17 protein-coding genes are annotated in these 19,813 nt (G+C 37.2%); 15 read left to right on the forward strand and 2 right to left on the reverse strand.

The genetic code is table 11. The annotated features are described in order from the left end of the window. The first annotated feature begins 2 nt into the window (after positions 1 to 2). The 10 genes from L2586_RS06565 to L2586_RS06610 all read left to right on the forward strand — a co-directional run bounded on the left by L2586_RS06565 (position 3) and on the right by L2586_RS06610 (position 8,031). Positions 3 to 575 carry an anthranilate synthase component II gene (locus L2586_RS06565; RefSeq protein WP_235292001.1) on the forward strand — a complete coding sequence of 191 codons (573 nt, stop codon included), beginning with the start codon at positions 3 to 5 and terminating at the stop codon, positions 573 to 575. Positions 576 to 644: 69 nt separating this feature from the next. After that, entirely contained in the window at positions 645 to 1,643 is a 999-nt protein-coding gene (trpD, locus tag L2586_RS06570; protein WP_235292002.1) for an anthranilate phosphoribosyltransferase, read from the forward strand. Position 1,644: 1 nt separating this feature from the next. Then, positions 1,645 to 2,433, forward strand: a complete 789-nt coding sequence (gene trpC / locus L2586_RS06575) for an indole-3-glycerol phosphate synthase TrpC (RefSeq protein ID WP_235292003.1) — start codon at positions 1,645 to 1,647, stop codon at positions 2,431 to 2,433. After that, complete coding sequence (locus L2586_RS06580; protein ID WP_235292004.1) at positions 2,434 to 3,081, forward strand: phosphoribosylanthranilate isomerase; 648 nt, start codon at positions 2,434 to 2,436, stop codon at positions 3,079 to 3,081. Next, positions 3,066 to 4,253, forward strand: a complete 1,188-nt coding sequence (trpB, locus tag L2586_RS06585) for a tryptophan synthase subunit beta (RefSeq protein ID WP_235292005.1) — start codon at positions 3,066 to 3,068, stop codon at positions 4,251 to 4,253. Before L2586_RS06580 ends, trpB begins: the two co-directional genes overlap by 16 nt. Further along, positions 4,246 to 5,019, forward strand: a complete 774-nt coding sequence (gene trpA, locus L2586_RS06590; protein ID WP_235292006.1) for a tryptophan synthase subunit alpha — start codon at positions 4,246 to 4,248, stop codon at positions 5,017 to 5,019. Before trpB ends, trpA begins: the two co-directional genes overlap by 8 nt. Continuing rightward, positions 5,016 to 6,029 carry a 3-deoxy-7-phosphoheptulonate synthase gene (gene aroF, locus L2586_RS06595; protein WP_235292007.1) on the forward strand — a complete coding sequence of 338 codons (1,014 nt, stop codon included), beginning with the start codon at positions 5,016 to 5,018 and terminating at the stop codon, positions 6,027 to 6,029. The genes trpA and aroF overlap by 4 nt, the downstream gene beginning before the upstream one ends. Positions 6,030 to 6,079: 50 nt before the next feature. Continuing rightward, positions 6,080 to 7,060 (forward strand): chorismate synthase, encoded by a 981-nt coding sequence (locus L2586_RS06600; protein ID WP_235292008.1) that lies wholly within the window; start codon positions 6,080 to 6,082, stop codon positions 7,058 to 7,060. A gap of 3 nt (positions 7,061 to 7,063) precedes the next feature. After that, positions 7,064 to 7,480 carry a hypothetical protein gene (locus L2586_RS06605; protein WP_235292009.1) on the forward strand — a complete coding sequence of 139 codons (417 nt, stop codon included), beginning with the start codon at positions 7,064 to 7,066 and terminating at the stop codon, positions 7,478 to 7,480. Further along, entirely contained in the window at positions 7,477 to 8,031 is a 555-nt protein-coding gene (locus L2586_RS06610) for an NADPH-dependent FMN reductase (RefSeq protein ID WP_235292010.1), read from the forward strand. Before L2586_RS06605 ends, L2586_RS06610 begins: the two co-directional genes overlap by 4 nt. Positions 8,032 to 8,048: 17 nt before the next feature. Here L2586_RS06610 and L2586_RS06615 read toward each other — a convergent pair whose 3' ends face one another. Both L2586_RS06615 and L2586_RS06620 read right to left on the reverse strand, forming a co-directional pair. Beyond that, positions 8,049 to 9,656, reverse strand: coding sequence for a CotH kinase family protein (locus L2586_RS06615; protein ID WP_235292011.1), 1,608 nt, complete (start codon positions 9,654 to 9,656; stop codon positions 8,049 to 8,051). Positions 9,657 to 9,751: 95 nt separating this feature from the next. Further along, positions 9,752 to 10,315, reverse strand: a complete 564-nt coding sequence (locus tag L2586_RS06620; RefSeq protein WP_235292012.1) for an RNA polymerase sigma factor — start codon at positions 10,313 to 10,315, stop codon at positions 9,752 to 9,754. 203 nt (positions 10,316 to 10,518) lie between these two features. On the opposite strand from L2586_RS06620, the gene L2586_RS06625 reads away from it, so the two are divergent. From L2586_RS06625 to L2586_RS06645, 5 genes are all read left to right on the forward strand, one after another. Beyond that, a complete protein-coding gene (locus tag L2586_RS06625) occupies positions 10,519 to 11,394 on the forward strand; it encodes a FecR family protein (protein ID WP_235292013.1) in 876 nt (291 codons plus the stop codon). A 107-nt stretch (positions 11,395 to 11,501) separates the two neighbouring features. Beyond that, positions 11,502 to 15,065 (forward strand): SusC/RagA family TonB-linked outer membrane protein, encoded by a 3,564-nt coding sequence (locus L2586_RS06630; RefSeq protein ID WP_235292014.1) that lies wholly within the window; start codon positions 11,502 to 11,504, stop codon positions 15,063 to 15,065. A 43-nt stretch (positions 15,066 to 15,108) separates the two neighbouring features. Beyond that, positions 15,109 to 16,986: a RagB/SusD family nutrient uptake outer membrane protein gene (locus L2586_RS06635; RefSeq protein ID WP_235292015.1), complete on the forward strand. Its 1,878-nt coding sequence runs from the start codon at positions 15,109 to 15,111 to the stop codon at positions 16,984 to 16,986. Positions 16,987 to 17,011: 25 nt separating this feature from the next. Further along, complete coding sequence (locus tag L2586_RS06640; protein ID WP_235292016.1) at positions 17,012 to 18,157, forward strand: DUF5000 domain-containing lipoprotein; 1,146 nt, start codon at positions 17,012 to 17,014, stop codon at positions 18,155 to 18,157. Between the two features lie 41 nt (positions 18,158 to 18,198). Continuing rightward, the gene (locus L2586_RS06645) at positions 18,199 to 19,794 is read left to right on the forward strand and encodes a DUF4998 domain-containing protein (protein WP_235292017.1); all 1,596 of its coding nucleotides are present in this window, start codon (positions 18,199 to 18,201) and stop codon (positions 19,792 to 19,794) included. Positions 19,795 to 19,813 lie beyond the last annotated feature (19 nt).

The raw sequence follows: 19,813 nt of genomic DNA on the forward strand, positions 1-19,813 counted from the left end.
CTATGGAAAAGATATTAATCATTGACAATTATGACTCTTTCACTTTTAATCTTTACCAACTAGTAAAGCAGGTTTCAGATGCAACGGTGGAAGTTTTCAGAAATGATAAGATAAGTGTGGAAGAATGTGATGCTTACGATAGAATTATCCTATCACCAGGCCCAGGATTACCTGAAGAAGCAGGAAACTTGAAAGCAATCATAAAAGAATACGCAGATAAGAAACCTATTTTCGGAGTTTGTCTAGGACAACAAGCCATCGGAGAAGTATTTGGCGCAAGCCTGAAAAATCTAGATCGGGTTTATCATGGGATTAGAACAGAATTTAAGGTAACTGAACCTGTAAGTGATATGTTTCAAGAAATGCCAGCAACCTTCTTTGCTGGAAGATATCATTCATGGGTCATTGATAAAACTACTTTACCAGATGATCTAGTCATCACTTGTACAGATGATGATGGAGAAATTATGGGAATTGCTCATAAAAACCATAAAATTAGAGCTGTTCAGTTTCATCCCGAATCTATTATGACAGAATATGGAAAGGAGATGATGACCAATTTCTTAAAACTATAGCAAAGATTGGTTGTCTTAATCAAAACAAGAAAGACAATCATTCATTAAAAATGCAATAAGCAAGGTAAAATGAAAAAAGTATTAGAAAGATTATATCATCATGAGGAACTTGATCGTCAAGAATCAAGAAACTTAATGCTAGAAATAGCCGAAGAAAAATATAATGAGCTGCAGCTTGCATCGCTACTTACTGTCTTTAGAATGAGACCGATCAGCTTCGAAGAGTTTTCGGGTTTCAGGGATGCCATCTTAGAGCGCATGATTGCTGTAGACTATGATCGTAGTCAGTTAATAGACATGTGCGGAACTGGAGGTGATGGAAAAGACACCTTTAATATATCGACGCTAGCCTCTGTCATTGTAGCTGGTGCTGGATATAAAGTAGCGAAGCATGGGAATGGAGCGATTTCCTCGGTATGTGGTTCATCTAATGTCATCCAAGGAATCGGTTACAAATTCACGAATGATGCAGATATCATTAAGAATCAACTGGATAATTTCAACATCACCTTCATGCATGCGCCTTTATTTCATGCTGCACTGAAACCACTGGGACCGGTTCGAAGAGGAATCGGGGTGAAAACTTTTTTCAATATGATGGGACCACTTGTGAATCCAACAAAACCTAAGCAACAAGTCGCAGGTGTCTATTCCTTAGAAATTATGCCTTTCTATAAATATATTATGGAGGAAGAAGGTATGAATTTCACAATCATTCATGGCTTAGATGGTTACGATGAAGTGTCTCTGACCGATACGACTAAGATCATCACCGAAAATGGCGAAAGCATATTAGAACCAGAAGATTTTAATAAATCTAAGCTAAAACAGTCCGATATTTATGGCGCAGAAACTATAGATGATACCATTAAAATATTTGAACGCATTCTTAAGAATGAAGGCACATCAGAACAAAACGATGTTGTCCTGACGAACGCAGCAATAGGAATTCAGGCTTTTGACAGAAGTAAATCTTATGCTACGTGTTATGCGGAGGCAGAAGAATCCCTCCAAAGCGGGAAAGCAAGGAAAAATTTGCAAAATTTAATCGACTCTATTAAATACTAAAATGAGCATACTTAAAGAAATAGTAGAACATAAAAAGAAAGAAGTAGCTAAAGATAAATCACTTTATCCCATAACACTTCTAGAACAGAGTATCCATTTTGATGCACCTTGTGTTTCATTAAGTGAATACATCTTGAGACCAGACAAAGTGGGAATCATCGCAGAATTTAAAAGAAAATCACCTTCTAAGGGCGCGATTAATCTGTACGCTTCTCCAGAGGAAGTAAGTATCGGCTATATGCAAGCAGGTGCTTCAGCTATATCTGTCCTAACAGACAAAAACTACTTTGGAGGTTCTAAAGAGGATTTAAAAACTGTTCGGAAATATAACTTCTGTCCAATTCTAAGAAAGGAATTTATCATTGATGAATATCAAATATTAGAGGCTAAGTCTATCGGAGCAGATGCCATTTTACTGATTGCGAGCATCCTTACCGATGATGAAATCAAGAAATTTACTTCTTTGGCAAAGTCACTAGGATTGGAAATTCTTTTCGAAGTTCATGATGAAGAAGAAATCGGAAAATTCATTCCAGAAATTGACCTAATCGGCGTTAACAATAGAAACCTGAAAACTTTCAAAACAGACTTTAATTATTCGTTAGACATTTTTAATAAGCTACCTACTGATGCAGTCAAAATAAGTGAAAGTGGAATCAATGATCCAAAAGTTGTAAGCCAATTAAAGACCGCAGGATACGATGGATTTCTAATCGGAGAATACTTTATGGCAGGAGGACACCCAGAAGAAAAATGTAAGCAGTTCATTGACGCAATAAAGAACAATTAAGTGAATAGTTCGGATCAAAATATCATACTTAAGGTTTGCGGCATGCGGGATATTGAAAATATTCAGGCAGCCTCTGACGCTGGTGTGAGCTTGATGGGATTTATCTTTTACGAAAAATCGAAGAGATTTATCCAGCCAGAATTAAGAGCTGAAATATTTAGCTCGATTCCAGATAATATTAAGAAGGTAGGTGTTTTTGTCAATGAAAGCATCGACTTCGTAAAGAAGATAGTACATGAATACAACTTAGATTTTGTACAGTTACACGGAGAAGAGGATCCATCTTATTGTGAAGCAATAAAAACATTGACCAAAGTCATCAAGGCATTCAGTGTAGATGAATCTTTTGATTTTAGCATAACAGCAGACTATCAGAGTTGTGATTATTTACTATTTGATGCTAAGGGAAAAGAACGAGGTGGAAATGGAATTCAATACAACTGGGATATATTGCAGCAATATACTCTAGATACACCTTTCCTTCTAAGTGGAGGACTAGGACCAGAAGATGCTGGTAAAATCAACAGTTTCAAACATAAAAAATTAGCAGGAATAGATGTTAATAGCGGATTCGAATCTGCACCTGCAATGAAGAATATAGAAAACATTAAATCATTTATAAGCAAGCTAACATGCAATACGCAGTAGACGAAAAAGGATTTTATGGCGAATTTGGAGGCGCATTCATACCAGAAATGCTCTACCCAAATGTCGAAGAACTAAGAAAAAGTTACTTGGAAATTTCAGCGACCCCATCTTTTAAAAAGGAGTTCGATGATTTGCTAAAGCATTATGTAGGAAGACCTACACCACTATACTTCGCGAAGAAATTGTCTGAAAAATATGGAACGCAAGTATACTTAAAGCGTGAAGACCTCAATCATACAGGAGCTCACAAGGTCAATAATACTATCGGCCAGATTTTAATGGCTGAGCGCATGGGAAAAAAGCGAATCATTGCTGAAACTGGTGCTGGCCAGCATGGCGTAGCCACTGCTACGGTATGTGCGCTGAAAGGATTGGAATGCATCGTTTATATGGGAGCTGTAGACATCGAACGTCAGGCGCCGAATGTTGCTAGAATGAAAATGCTAGGTGCTGAAGTTAGACCTGCACTTTCAGGAAGTAAAACATTAAAAGATGCCACGAATGAAGCCATTCGTGATTGGATCAGCAATCCAGAAGACACCTTTTATATCATCGGCTCTGTGGTAGGACCACACCCCTACCCTGACATGGTTGCCAGATTTCAGTCTGTTATTTCTGAAGAAATTAAAAAGCAATTGCAAGAGCAAATCGGGCGAGACTATCCAGATTACATCTTAGCATGTGTCGGTGGAGGAAGTAATGCAGCCGGTGCTTTCTACCATTACTTAGACGATACGAGAGTCCAACTTTTCATGGCTGAAGCAGCAGGACATGGAATCGATACTAATATGTCAGCGGCTACTTCCGTCTTAGGTACAGAAGGAATTATCCACGGCAGTCGGACTTTATTAATGCAAACGAAAGACGGTCAGATCATCGAACCACATAGTATTTCAGCCGGATTAGACTATCCTGGAATTGGACCACTTCATGCACACTTAATAAAAAGTGGTAGAGCTCGTTCGTTTCCGATTACGGATAAAGAATCAGTGGATGCATCCTTTATGCTTTCTAGATTAGAAGGAATTATTCCAGCGTTAGAATCGGCTCATGCATTGACCATCCTAGAAAAATATGATTTCAAGGCAGACGATATTGTGGTATTAAATTTATCCGGGAGAGGTGATAAAGATTTGGGAACATTCATGAAATATATGGACGAATATGAATAAGAAATTTGAAAATTTATTTGAAGACGGTAAGAAATTACTAAGTATATATATTACAGCAGGCTATCCGTCACTGAACGACACGGTTCCTACCTTGATTGCTCTTGAGAAAAATGGCGTAGATTTCGTGGAGATTGGAATGCCTTACTCAGATCCGATGGCAGATGGAACAACTATCCAACAGAGCAGTGAAAAAGCGATAAAAAACGGAATGCACTTGGATCTACTTTTCAGCCAGATTAAAGAAGCCAGGAAATCTGTTTCCATTCCATTCGTGTACATGGGCTACTTGAACCAGCTGATGCAATACGGATTAGATAAATTCTGCCAAGCTTGCGTAGATTCTGGAATAGATTCCTTAATCATTCCAGACTTACCGATGGAAGTTTATGCCGAAGAGCACAAAGCCATATTCGAAAAGTACAATCTTGGATTGAGTTTCTTGATCAGCCCCCAGAGTGGCGAAAAGCGTATCAAACAAGCTGATGACCTTAGTTATCCTTTTTTATACCAAGTTTCGAGCAATGCCATAACAGGTGCATCTTCTAAAATAAGTGATGTCCAACTAGACTATTTTAAGCGAATAGAAGAAATGAAATTAAAGTCACCTAAGATGATCGGATTCGGTATCTCTAATAAAGAGACTTTCGATCAAGCTTGCGAAAGAGCCAGTGGTGCCATCATCGGTAGTGCTTTCATCAAAGCAGTTTCTCAAGAAGGTGATTTAGAAAATAATATAGGTCAATTTATTAAAAGCATACGAGAATGATTATTCAACTGGATCAACAGTGCAACGCGTCGCAATTATCAGACATTAATACCCAATTATCAACCATTGGATATCAAGGTTCGGAGATAGAAACGCAGTTTGGGAAATACATTATTGCAATCGGTAAAAAGGAATTCGATATCAGAAAAATTGGTTCCATGGCTGGGATCAAAGATATCCATAGAGTTTCTGATGCTTATAAATTGGTCTCTTCTAAGTGGAAAGTAGGAAAAACGGCTGTCAAAATAGGCGATGACTTGTTAATCGGAAATGGAAATTTCCAAGTAATGGCAGGTCCATGCTCTATTGAATCTGAAGAACAGATAGAATCTACAGTTGCTCACTTAGTTAGGAACGGAGTAAAAATCATGAGAGGTGGCGTTTATAAACCGAGAAGTTCACCCTACAGTTTCAGAGGACTTGGACAAGATGGTCTAAAGCTATTTTACAAGACTTGCCAAGAAAATAACATCAAGATTGTAACAGAAGTCATGCAAGTTTCTCAGATAGAACCGATGCATGATTACATTGATATCTTTCAAGTAGGCGCTAGAAATTCGCAGAACTTTAATTTGCTAGATGAATTAGGAAAAGTCGATAAACCGATATTGCTTAAGAGAGCGATCAGTGGAACGATTGATGAATTATTACAAGCTGCAGAATACATCTTTTCTAATGGTAATGAGCGTATCATGTTGTGTGAAAGAGGAATCAGAACCTATGAAGGTGCCTACAGAAACACCATGGACCTGAATGCAATCGCGATACTAAAAGAAAAATCTCACCTTCCTGTAGTAGCGGATCCATCTCATGGAATCGGCGTTAGGAAGTTTGTTCCTCAGATTGCATTAGCATCTATTTTAGCTGGAGCAGATGGTGTAATCGTGGAAGTTCATGAAAATCCGGAGAAAGCATTTTCAGATGGTCAACAGACCTTGAGTTATCAAGAAGCGGAAGCGCTATATGAAAATATAAAAAGTACATTAGCTTTACGCAAGAATTTAGTTTGATCAAGGAGCGAGCGATCAAACAATAAACTTTAACTATAAACATTTTTTGAATGAACAGTTTCGGAAGAATATTTAGAATGGAAATTTTTGGAGAATCACATGGCGAAGGTTGTGGGGTTTTATTAGATGGTGTACCTCCTGGAATTCCAATAACCGTAGAAGATTTTCTGCCTGATTTAAAAAGAAGACAAGCAGGCGCTAAGGGAACTACACCACGTGTAGAGAAGGATATCCCACACCTCAAAAGTGGTGTTTTCAATGGTTTCACAACTGGGGCTCCATTGTTGATCTTCTTCGAAAACAACAATACGCGATCGAAAGACTATTCTAACTTAGTAAGACAACCTAGACCAGGCCATTCAGACTTTGTCGCTCATAAAAAATATAAAGGCTTCCAAGATTATAGAGGAGGTGGCCATTTTTCGGGTAGATTAACCCTTGCACTCGTTGCAGCTGGTGTAATCGCTAAGAAAATCACTCCTGAAATCACCTATGGTGCTCAGCTTATAGAAGCTGGTGGAAATTCGAATATTGAAGAAGCCATTAACGGAGCCATCGAAAGTAAAAATTCTATCGGAGGTATCATTGAAAGTCGTGCGAGTAACATTCCTATTGGGATCGGTGAGCCATTTTTTGATTCTGTAGAATCTATTGTTGCACATTTGGTTTTCGCTATACCAGCAACTAAAGGAGTAGAATTCGGTTCTGGATTTCAGGCAGCAAAGATGACTGGAATCGAACACAACGATAATTTTATCGATGAAAAAGGGACGACTGAAACTAATAATGCAGCTGGAATAAATGGCGGAATAACCAATGGGAACGATTTCTTCTTCAGGGTCGCGATTAAGCCTACAAGCAGTGTCCACCAGACACAAAAAACGATGAATCTCGCTTCAGGTGAAGTGGAAGATCTTATGATCGTAGGTCGACATGATGTTTGTATTGCTTTAAGAGCGCCTGTTGTTGTAGAAGCTATTACCGCAATTGCTTTCGCAGAATTGAGTTTGATTAGAGAAATTAACAAGTAAACCATGAAGTACTTAGGTCTATTTTTAATATGCACATTTTTTCTAATTGCCGCATGTAAGAATACGGCTTCTGAGCCAAAGCTCGTGCAGCCTGATCACACAATAATCAATCCCGCAAATTCTGAAACGCTAGCGTTGCTACAAGGTAGGTGGAAGAACGTTTCTGATCCGAAAAACACAATGGTGATCGAAGGTAATTCTAAGAAAGAAGAATATGAAGGAATGGAAGTGACGAATCTGAGCTACTTTGAATTAGATAATCGCTGTATTAATCTTAACATGCCTGACCAGACACCGGAAACTGATCGATACATCATTATAGAAAACGTGTGTCTGTATATTAAGGAAATAAGCGAAGAAAACTTGGTAATAGCGAATGCGGAGAGCGGTAATTTCTTGGTTTATCAACGCGTAAAATGAAACCACTAGTTTTTGCGATTTCTGGGAGTACGAAGACTAATTCTACCAGCCAACGGCTAATCAATTATATCCAAGTGAAATATGCAGGAGTATTCGACTTGCGGATATTTGATGGAATTGCAAAATTACCGCATTTTAATCCAGAATTAGAAGCAGAACTACCAAATCAAGTCGCGGAATTCAGAGCTCTTATCGAAAGTGCTGATGGTTTACTTTTCGTTTCTCCAGAATATGTCTTTAGTCTTCCTGGAAGTCTCAAGAATGCAATAGAGTGGCTTGTATCTACTGTGCTATTATCTAGAAAGCCGACCGCAACCATTATCGCCGCCGCATCGGGACTTAAAGCGCAGGAATCTCTGAATTTAATTCTAAGAACGCTCGAAACCATTCTCCCTGAAAACTCCACAGGTTTAATCCAAGGCGCAAAAGGTAAAATTCCATCAGATGGAAATATTTCTGATCAGGAGAGTATCGAAACGATTGATACTTTGATCAAATCGCTACTAGAATGTATTTCGAATGATCATAAGACACCAAGTAAATACCAGTAGCAACAGCTTCGCTTAACCTATTTACAAATAATCTTAGCACTCATTATTTCTCCATTTTCTAGTTCTGTTCTCACGAAAAATATTCCTTGTAATCCACGGATATCTACACTCAATTCCGATCGACCCACATCAGAAATATTCCTAACGAGTTTGCCACTTAGATCGTAAATACTGACATTCTTTATTTCCACGCTCGCAGAAAGACTAATATCATCAGCCGCTGGAGATGGAAATACGTTCACACTTATAGGTTGCTTTTCCTCCGCCCATAAACCTGAAGTTACTGAAGGCATATTTCCATCTAACCACTCTAATCTAGTCTTAAGCCATGACTTGAAATTAGCCACTTCCCCTTCATAAGTATCCGGTGGATTACCATACTCAGGAGTTCCAACTTTTATACCCAAGATCGGCCATCTTGTATAATGCCTTTCCTGCGCTCCTTCTACTTGAACAGCCATCGAATCTATGAAGGAATTAAGATAGGCTTCAGATAGTATATTCTCACGCAATTCGAAATACCTCGCTCTGAATTGTTCTACGAATGCATTGTCTTTCATCATCCGTATATACCAACCAGGAGGCGAAACATCCACTCCTCCCTCAAATTTATACATCCATCCCGCGCCATTCGAATAATAGTGATTCTTGAAAGCCCAATCAAAATCCCATATCGGCCCAGCCTTGATCAATGGATCTTTGCTATCCTTGTCTTTATGAAAAAACCTACTTTTCTTAAATCCATCTACATTTCTAGCAACCTCATTAACAATGAGATAATCTATAAAAGAATTTAGGTCAATGTATTTTTTATAGCCTTGTACCGAATCCGCAAATTCTTGGCTCCATAAAACATCTTCATATGCTGAAACATGATCCATCAAATAAGCTTTCTGCGGATCTGTAATTTCGTCATAGTCAGGTGTATCATAAACATAATGAACCGACTTATTCGGATACAATGGATTAGTATAGTCCGACTGCCAGCTATCTTCATTATTCCAATAGTCAATTTTGAAAATATATCCGCCTGTTAGATCATCACCCTCATTCTCATCTTCCTTTAGATTATTAATATCTACTCGTCCTTTGTCTCTTTTTATTTTCTCTGTAAAAACATAAATGCCTTCGTATTTATCATTTAAGATGACCTCACACAATTGTGTTCTCGGTGCATAATGCCCCATTTTATTGAAAATATGAAAGGCTAGAATATTTCGAAAAAATACTTTGTCATTATAATTAGCTAGTAGAATCCAATCATTCTCCTCCGGAAATCCGAAAAGGGAAACATCATTATTTTCACCGTCTTCTAATCTAGTTTCCAGTCCGTAAGGTTTCTGAGGCAGTGTTGCAGAGTAATTCCCTCTGTATTCAATCCCACCGATTCCATCATATTCATTTCCTTCATCCGTAATCTCATTTAATTTATCACCATAGTGATGAATGATCTTCAGTTTACAATTGATTTTGGGTTCATCTTGAATTTCTTGCCCTTCTGTATCGATAATGATAATTGGCAATTTGCTAGACGCTAGATTTACTTGAGCAAATGCAGAAAAATTAAATATAAAAATAGAAAAGCCTCCTAGAAGCAATACATTTCGAATATTCTTTAAAGTCATTTCGTGGATTTGATTGATAGTTAAATTTCTGAGGCAGTTAATCAAAAATTTAATAACATATGATGCGAATATATTATGGTCTCTAGCTGGTTAGACTATTTCTCGATTAAAAATTCCTTGTCATTATAAATCTTATTTCTGACAAATTTATTAGCGCGAGACAGATGCACTCTTACAGTGGATTCTGTTATTTCTAATTCTTTAGCTATTTCATTAATCTCAAGATGCGCGTCATGGCGAAGCATGAAGATCGACTGTTGCTGTTGTGGCAGATTTAATACAAACCTATCTACTATCTTTTTATAATCTTGAAAAATCAATTCTGCTAGTGGACTTGGAGCTTCTAGTTGGGTAGTTTGTGAGTATTCCGAACTTTTCAAAATTGAATTAGCTACTTTTTTTTTGTAGTTGATACTTAGGTCTCTACTTATTTTAAATAACAACGACCCTACAGATTTATCAAGGTCAATTTTATTTCTTTTCTGCCATAATTTCAAAAACACATCTGAAGTAACTTCTTCCGCATTCTCTTTACTTCCTAAAATTTTCAAACAGAAATAATAAACCTGCGAATTGTACTTATCAAATAGCAATTCAAAAGCTTCATGACTCCCATCAATCAGCATTTTCAGTAAATTATTTTCGTTCAAATCATTCATGACTTGACTATTTAAAAGTTGTTTCCATGTGATAATGATACCCTTTTTTATTCATCCATTTTACCAAAGTAAAAAAAAAAAAGTTACTTGAGTAAATAAATTCGAAACTAGTTTTGGATTATAGGTATAAAGACAATTAATTATATTGAAATCAATTAAAGCAAAAATGTCAGGTAATTTTTTTCAGAGCGTAAATACGGAAAATGGATAATAATGACTCTTCAGAGTTTGAGAAAATGTGGGAAGAAGCTGGTGAAAGAAAATTACCTCAGCGAAAATCAGATGAGATTTTTGCACAAGTTAAGAAGAGTATAAATCAAGAAAAAACGAAAAACAATAGAAGGATTCTGTTCAAAAGATCTACGCTGGGAATTGCTGCGTCGATTATTTTAATGGTTAGCGCATTCTTCGTTATAGACTACTATAAAGCATGTGAAGTTGAAAAACATTCCACTGCTTATGGCGAACAGAAAGTACTAGATTTACCAGATGGCTCGAAGGTGAAATTGAATGCTAATTCAGATATCGTTTATAGTGTTGATTGGAATAAAAAAGATATTCGGAAAATATGGCTAAAGGGTGAAGCCTTTTTCGAGGTGGAAAAGAAGCTTGAAACAAAGCAAAAATTCCAAGTAGTCGTTGATGAACTCGTTGTTGAAGTTCTAGGAACTTCATTCAACATTAACAATTTAGTAGAGAACACTGAAATATATTTAGAAGAAGGAAGTATCAAGCTATTATTTGGAGGAGAGTTCTTAAGAATGGATCCTGGTGATTTAGTGATATGGTCTCCTTCTAAACAAGCCATTATAAGCCATGAAAAAGTTCGAAATCAAAGTGTATACACCTCTTGGAAAGATGGCGTTTTACAATTTGACAATTTAAAAGTTGCTGAAGTCTTAGAAAAGATACAAACCATTTATGGTCTGACTTTTCATGTAGAAGATCAGGAACAATTAAATAGGAAGATTTCGGCAGGATTACCCATGAAGAAAATTGAAATACTTATTCCAATTTTAAAAGACGTCCTAAAACTTGAAATTATTAAGTTGGATGAAGAGAATTATAAGGTCATTTAATTAAAGAGATTAGTGCCATTTTTCTTCATAAATTTTTATTGAATAAATAAGGATAACATAATCCTTTGTGCTATATAATTTAAGGAAATACACAAATTAACATACGTATGGGAATTATTACTAAATTGTCAAGACATTGTCTTTTACTGACTTTCTGTTGCCTACTTGTTTCTGTAAATACATCTACAGCCGAGAAGGAATTAAACATTGACTATGACATAGAAAAAGAAATTGTAAAAGTTCTTAAAGAGATCGAAGAGCGATACGAAGTTTTCTTTACTTATGAAGAATCACTGCTCAGTGGTTTAAAAGTAGACTTTGAATTTAAGGAAAACGAAACAGTCGAAAGTGCCATCTCTAGATTATTAGCTAAGACTGGATTTCAGTTCAATACATATGGCGAGCGATTCATGGTCATCTATGACAACACGAAAAAAAGTAAGCGCACCGCACGTAAGATTGGCAGAAAAATCAGACAAATAGAAAAGTTAGAAGAGGAAGGTGGTATTAAGATGGAATTAACCTCTAGCAATCCCAATAGGAAGTTTGAAAAAGTTTCCAAATCTATTAAATCCTTAACAGAGCATAAAATCAAACAAATATACAGTGACACCCTAATTAAAATTTCTGGAATCGTAGTAGATGAAGGAGGTGAAGGGTTACCTGGGGTTGTAATCCAGGAGAAAAATTCAGTAGGTGGAATCATTTCCTCTTTTGATGGGACTTTTGAAATAGGAGTAAAAGAAAATACAATCGTCACTTTCGATTTTCTTGGAAAACAAATGAAGGAAATATTGGTCGATGGTTCGACCACACAGTTTACCATTACTCTTATTGATCAAGCAGAATTATTAGAAGGAGTAACAGTCGTAGCCTACGGAAAACAAAAGAAGGAAAGTGTTATTGCTTCAGTTACCACCGTAAGACCTGACGAACTTAGAACGCCAACTAGTAATCTTACATCCGCGCTCGCTGGAAGACTTTCAGGAGTAATTTCCTATCAGAGGAGTGGAGAACCTGGACAAGATAATGCACAGTTTTTCATACGTGGAGCGACTACTTTTGGTTTTAATACCCAACCATTAATATTAATCGATGGAATAGAATTATCAACTTCAGATTTATCGAGGTTACATCCCGATGATATAGCAAGTTTTTCTGTAATGAAAGATGCAACCGCAACCGCACTATATGGAGCAAGAGGGGCCAATGGTGTTATATTAGTTACCACTAAAGAAGGTGTGGAAGGAGAAGTTAGAGTCAGCGCTAGATATGAAACATCTGTTTCAAGTGCTACTCAAAACATTAATTTTGCCGACCCATTAACATACATGAGATTACACAATGAAGCGGTCAGAACTAGAGATCCTCTAGGATTTCTTCCTTATTCAAAGCAGAAAATTGCCGGTACTGAAGCTGGTCTCAATGGTGACGTTTATCCTGCGACTGATTGGCAACAGAGTTTATTAAAAGACCAGACCATCAATCAAAGGATAAATGTCAACCTTAATGGTGGAGGAAAAATCGCACAGTATTACCTATCAGGTGGTTACGTAAGAGACAATGGGATTCTTAATGTCGACCCAAGAAGTGACTTCAATTCTAATATTAAGCTGAACCGAGCACTTATTAGATCCAATGTTAATATCAATTTATCTAAAACGACGAAGGCAGTAATCAGAATGCACGGTACTTTCGATGATTATCGAGGTCCTATCAATGGAGGTGCGGCGATGTATCAGGCCATAGTCAGATCGAATCCAGTTCTTTTCCCAGCATCTTATACTCCAGACGAAGCAAACAAGCACGCTCAGCATATTCTTTTCGGAAATGCTGAAAGCGGAAATTATATCAATCCTTATGCTGAACTGCTAAGAGGTTACAAAGAGTACAGCGAAGCTTTGTTCTTAACACAAATTGAAATACAACAAGATCTAGCGGCTATTACTAAAGGGCTATCCTTTAGAATGCTAGGAAATACTACTAGAAAATCTTACTTTGATTTGATAAGAGGTTATACTCCATTTTATTACAATGTAGAAAATTTCAATGCAAGAGAAGGCATCTATACACTGGGAGCAATTAACCCTAACGAAGGAGAAACGACTCTCGATTTCCAGTCAGGAAACAAGTTTGTTTCTTCTACGTTCTATACAGAAGCAGCGCTGCAATACAACAGAACAATTAGCTCGAATCATACCGTTAACGGACTTGTCGTCGGTATTTTACGACAGTTTCTTGATGGAAATACGACTACATTACAGTCTTCATTACCTACCAGAAACCTAGGTGTGTCTGGACGATTCACTTATTCCTATTCTAATAAGTATTTCGGAGAATTCAACTTTGGCTATAATGGTTCAGAGCGTTTCTCACAAAAAGAAAGATTCGGTTTCTTTCCATCTGCAGGAATTGGTTGGTACGTATCTAATGAAAGGTTTTGGAAACCAATCAGCAAAATTGTTAACAAGCTTAAATTCAAATTCACCTATGGTTTAGTAGGAAACGATAACATCGGATCTAGCGATGATCGATTCTTCTACTTGTCTAATGTCAATCTAAATGGAGAAGGATATAGATTCGGAAGTGACGGAACTTACTTCGTGCCAGGTGTTAATATCACTAGGTATGCCAATGATAAAATCACTTGGGAGACGGCAACTAAAACCAACTTTGGAATTGAACTTGGATTATTTGAATCTTTAGATTTCCAGATAGATTTCTTTAAAGAGTACCGATCTAGAATTCTAATGAATAGAGTGGAGTTTGCCACTTTCGGTTTGCAATCACAGACAAAGGCAAATCTAGGTGAAGCTTCGAGTGGTGGTGTTGATCTATCAGTAGACTACCAACTAAACAGACAGAATTTCTGGATGCTTTTCAGAGGTAACTTCACTTATGCAAGAGGTGTGTTTGAAAAAATAGAAGAACCTAATTATACCGATTATCCATGGCTTTCTAGAGTGGGCAAGCCTCTGACACAAGAATGGGGATATGTAGCAGAAAGGCTATTCGTAGATGACGCAGAAGTTTTAAACTCTCCAGAACAACAGATAGGTGGACAAGTCCTAGGTGGAGATATTAAGTATAAAGACATCAATAAAGACGGCAAAATCAATGACTTAGATCGAGTTCCAATCGGCTACCCTACTGTCCCAGAAATCATATACGGTTTCGGAGCCTCTATCGGAATTAACAGATTCGATGTTTCTATTTTCTTCCAAGGCTCTGCAAGATCATCTTTCTGGATTGACTCTAGAGCTACAGCACCATTTATTGATTATCATTTTGACAATGATCCATTTGCTGGGAAAATTGCAAACAATGCATTGCTAGAAGCTTACGCACAGGATCATTGGTCGGAAGATCAAGGAAATGTTTACGCTTTATGGCCGAGACTTTCACCATATGAAGTACCTAATAATACAACTAGAAGTACATGGTTTATGCAGAATGGAATGTTTCTAAGACTTAAGTCTGTAGAAATCGGTTATAATCTACCACTAAAAGTCTTAAGTAAAATCAATTCAGACGAGGTAAGATTCTACTTGAGTGGAACGAACTTAATGCATTTCAGCAAATTCAAAATATGGGACCCAGAGATGGGTGGGAATGGACTTGGATATCCAGTTCAGAGAGTGATCAATATTGGGACAAAGGTTTCTTTTTAGACCTTTTCATCTGTAGTTTTTTAAAAAAATGAATACAATTTTTATGAAGAAATCATTATATATAAAATCAATATGGATTCTTTCTATCCTAATGCTGAGCAATTGCAGTTACCTAGATGTTGTGCCAGATGATGTTGCCACATTAGATGATGCATTTGCTAACAGATCTGCAGCGGAAGGATTCCTTGCTTCTTGTTACGCATATCTACCTCAATATGGTGATCCTTGGATTAATCCTGGATTACTAGCCGGTGATGAAGTTTGGTTAAATGAAGAACAGACAAATGTGGAAGGCCAACTCATCGCAAAAGGATTTCAGAGTTCTAACGCTCCTTACCTTAGTTTCTGGGATGGACATTTCCGAGGGAAGAACATGTATGTGGGCATTAGAAATTGTAATATTTTTCTTGAAAGAATCGATCAAGTGCAAGATATAGGCAACACTGAAAAGCAACGATGGATTTCCGAAGTACTCTTTTTAAAAGCATACTACCATTTCTGGTTGTTCAAGTCTTATGGCCCGATACCTGTGATAAAGGAAAACTTAGACATTTACGCAGATACGAAAGAAGCACAAGTTTTCAGAGAACCAGTAGATGATGTTGTTAACTATATCGTAGAATTAATTGATGAAGCAGTCGATAATCTACCTTTAATACTAAATTCTGAAATTATAGAACTAGGCCATATTACAAAACCTATAGCGCTGGCCATAAAAGCCAGAGTTCTTGCTACAGCCGCTAGTCCATTGTTTAATGGTAACACCAATTATGCTAATATCGTAGATGCTAGAGGAGTGAGTTTATTCCCAGCAACTGAAGACCCAAGCAAGTGGGTTAAAGCTGCGGAAGCGGCTAAAGAAGCTATCGAAGTGGCGGAAATGGCTAACATCAGTTTAATTAATAAATATGAAAGTAAATCAGACATTGACAGTATTCAAGAATTTGAATTAATAACAAGATCTGTTTGCACTGAAAGAAACAACCAAGAAGTGATATGGGCTTCTACGCACTTCACTTTTAGTCAAACATACCAAAGAATGCTGGTTCCCTTATTGATTCCAGTAACTGCTTCTAATCCTACTTCACAATTTTATGCACCATCTATGAGGATGGCAGAATTATTCTATTCAGCGAACGGAGTGCCTATAGAAGAAGATCTAAGTTTCGATTTTAATAATCGATTCAAATTAAGAACCGCAGAAGGAAAGGATAGCAGATTTATTCAAGCGGGACAGCAAACGGCTGCCCTCCATTTCGATAGAGAACCTAGATTTTATGGAAACATTGCATTCGATAGAGGCACGTACTTTTTAGATCCTAACAATTATACGGTACAGATAAGAGCCGGGGAATTAGCTTCGAAAAGAAACAGAGGAGAATTTTCAGCAACTGGATACTTAGTGAAAAAATTAATCCATCCGAAGAGTGCACTGAACGAGTCCTCATTTAACGTGTATTATAATTTTCCATTTCCGATCATGAGACTTGCCGACTTGTACCTATTGTATGCGGAAGCACTTAATGAATCCAAAGGGGCACCAGATGATGAAGTGTACGAATATATAGACCGTATAAGAGAACGATCAGGGCTAGAAGGTGTCGTTACCAGCTGGGAAAACCACTCAACTTCTCCAGACAAGCCGAAAACCAAGGAAGGAATGAGAGAGATTATTCACCAAGAACGACTAATAGAATTGGCTTTCGAGGGGCAAAGATTTTGGGATTTAAGAAGGTGGAAAAAATCTATCAAATATATGAATGAGCCTATAAGAGGGTGGAATATCGGTGGATCAGGCTTGTCATTTTACAATGTGAATACTTTGTTCACACCTACATTTACATCGAAAGATTACCTATGGCCAATTCCACTTCAAGAAATTATTAATAATCCTAACCTAGTTCAGAATGTTGGTTGGTAGTACTATTAAAGAAATATCGAATATTATGAAAAAATTAATTTATTGGACGCTTGCAATCATTATCATATGCTCATGTTCTGAGGATATTAAAGGGCCGACATCTTCTGAAGGCACGCCGCCCGGAAAAGTTGTGTTGAATAATGTAGAAAATTCAGCTGGTAAATCGATTATAGACTTTACATCACCACAAGATGAGGACTTACTTTACGTGAAAGCTACTTATGTAGTCAAAGGAGTTACGAAACAAGTTCAGGTTTCCAAATTTGAAAGTAAAATAACCGTAGAAGGATTTCCGAGTGCTGGAGAATACGATGTCGAATTAATTGCTGTGGATTTAAGTGGAAATTCTTCAGAAACAACAGCAGTTAAGGTGAATCCTACAGAGCCCGAATTTTTATTGGTTGCGAAGACTATAACTATGATTCCTACTTTCGGGGGAATCATTATGAGATGGGAAAATCTGAATAATGCACCATTAGAATTCTTGATTTATAGCACTGGAGATGATGGTTTAGAATATATAGAATCACATTTCTCTGGAGTGACCAATGGGGAATTCGGATTGAGAGGTTTTGATAATACAGAAAAAGACTTTGGGGTTATTGTGAGAGATCGATGGAACAATGAGTCAGAGCTTGTAAGAAATACACTTACTCCTTTAAAAGAAGCGAGATTAGACAAAGCACTATTTGAAAAAATTATTCTTGATGATGATAATGACATGGATGCTTGGGAAGGTTTATATGAGTATGCTTATGATGACAACATCACTACTTTCAACCATACATGGGCAGGAAGTGGATGGCCTCAGAAGTTTACCATTGACCTAGGTGTAACCAAGAAATTAAGTCGATTTATCTTGACGCAACGACAATCATTTCCATACTCACATGGGAATCCAAGATTGTTTGAAATATGGGGAACCAATGAAACTCCAGCTCAAGATGGAAGCATGGACAACTGGGTAAAACTAAAAGACTGCGTCGCATCGAAACCATCATTAGAAGGTGGTACAGCAGATGAAGACCAACAACATCTCATAGATGGCGACGAATACAACTTCGCTTTAGATGTTCCAGCAGTTAAATATGTACGATTAATAGTCAATGAAACTTGGGGCCAAACAGGGTTCATTCACGTCGGTGAATTAACATTTTTCGGTCAAGAATAACCCTAGAATATTATTAGAAAAATCTCTAAATGAGTATAAAAATGAAATATATATTAAATCTGATTATCGTTTTCTTTGTTTTGATCTCATGTTCAAAAATGGATGATGTCTATTCCGAATATGTTACTGAAGGTGAAGATATCTATGCTTCTGTGCCATATGACATCATGGATTTTTCAGGAAATAAAAGAATCAAATTATCATATATACTTAGAAATGCAGGCAATGTAAATAAGTGCATGGTCGAATGGGATAATGGAAATGGAAAGCAAGTATTCGATGTTAGCCCCAAATTACCAATTGACACCATTTCAATGATCATAGACAATCTTGAAGAAAGGGACTACACTTTTATTCTAAAAATGGAAGATAGTTTTGGAAACGTTTCGGTAAAAAAAGAAATTGTTGCAACAGTATTCGGTGAAAAATTTCAAGCCTCCTTATCACCAAGAATAATCGGTTCTATGGTTGGTGGAAATACCGTTGATTCAATTGTAATCGACTGGATTCCAAGTAACGAGAAGCATGTCGGTGTATTGATAAACTACGAAAACACAGCAGGTGTACCGATGCAGAAGGAAGTAGGCCGATTCGATAGCAGAACGGTTATCCGTGACTGGAAGCCACTTTCTACATTAACATATACGTCTTATTACATTCCTAAACCTAGAGCAATAGATACTTTCGAAGTTGCAGCTGAATTAGAATTACCAGATAGAATAGATTTTACGGGTGAAATGCTCGATAATTCTGAATGGGAAATCGTAGACTTTTCATCGGAAGAAAATGCGGAAGCACAGTGGAGTGATTATGATTATCAAGGGAAAGCAGAAGCTGCAATCGATGGAATTCTAGAAACTTTCTGGCACACACAATGGGATGCTGCTCAGCCTGATTACCCACATTATTTTACGTTTGACCTGAAAAAAACCGCAGCAATTAATAAGATAGCGTGCTATAGAAGACAAGGTGACGATAGAGGACAGATCAGATTTAAAATATCTTCTAGTCTTAATGGAGTTGATTTTACGGAAATTGGAACCTATAACTACGATAACACCATTGACAATCAGAATTATGATATTCCAATCACTACCGCTCGATATATTAAATATGAAGCGCTAGAAGGTGGTGAGTTTTTTGCCTTCCTTGCTGAAATAGAACTCCAAGGAAATTACTTATCAAGTAACTTAGTCCCAACTTCTGACATCTCGATTCTTGATTTATCTTCAGAAGAAAATGCGGAAGCTCAATGGAGTGATTATGACTACCAAGGTAAAGTAGAAGCAGCATTCGACGGATTATTAGAAACATTCTGGCATACACAATGGGATGCTGACCAGCCTAACTATCCGCATTATTTCACCTTAGAGCTAGCGAATGAAATACAACTATCTGCAATCGAAAGCTTCCGTCGCCAAGGTGACGATAGAGGACAAACGAAGTTTAGAATTGAAACCAGCACAGATAATGTTACGTGGGAATCCCAAGGAGAGTTTGATTTAAATGCTTCTTCAGACGAAGGACAACTCTATTACTTCACATTCCAGCCAAGTGCAAAATATATCAGATACACCGCACTTGAAGGTCCTGAATTCTTTGCGTTCATGGCAGAAATGAATATCTATGGTGAATAAAAAAGAAGTAATAACGAGA

Origin of the sequence: Portibacter lacus, from assembly GCF_021533215.1 — a bacterium.
GTDB lineage: Bacteria > Bacteroidota > Bacteroidia > Chitinophagales > Saprospiraceae > Portibacter > Portibacter lacus.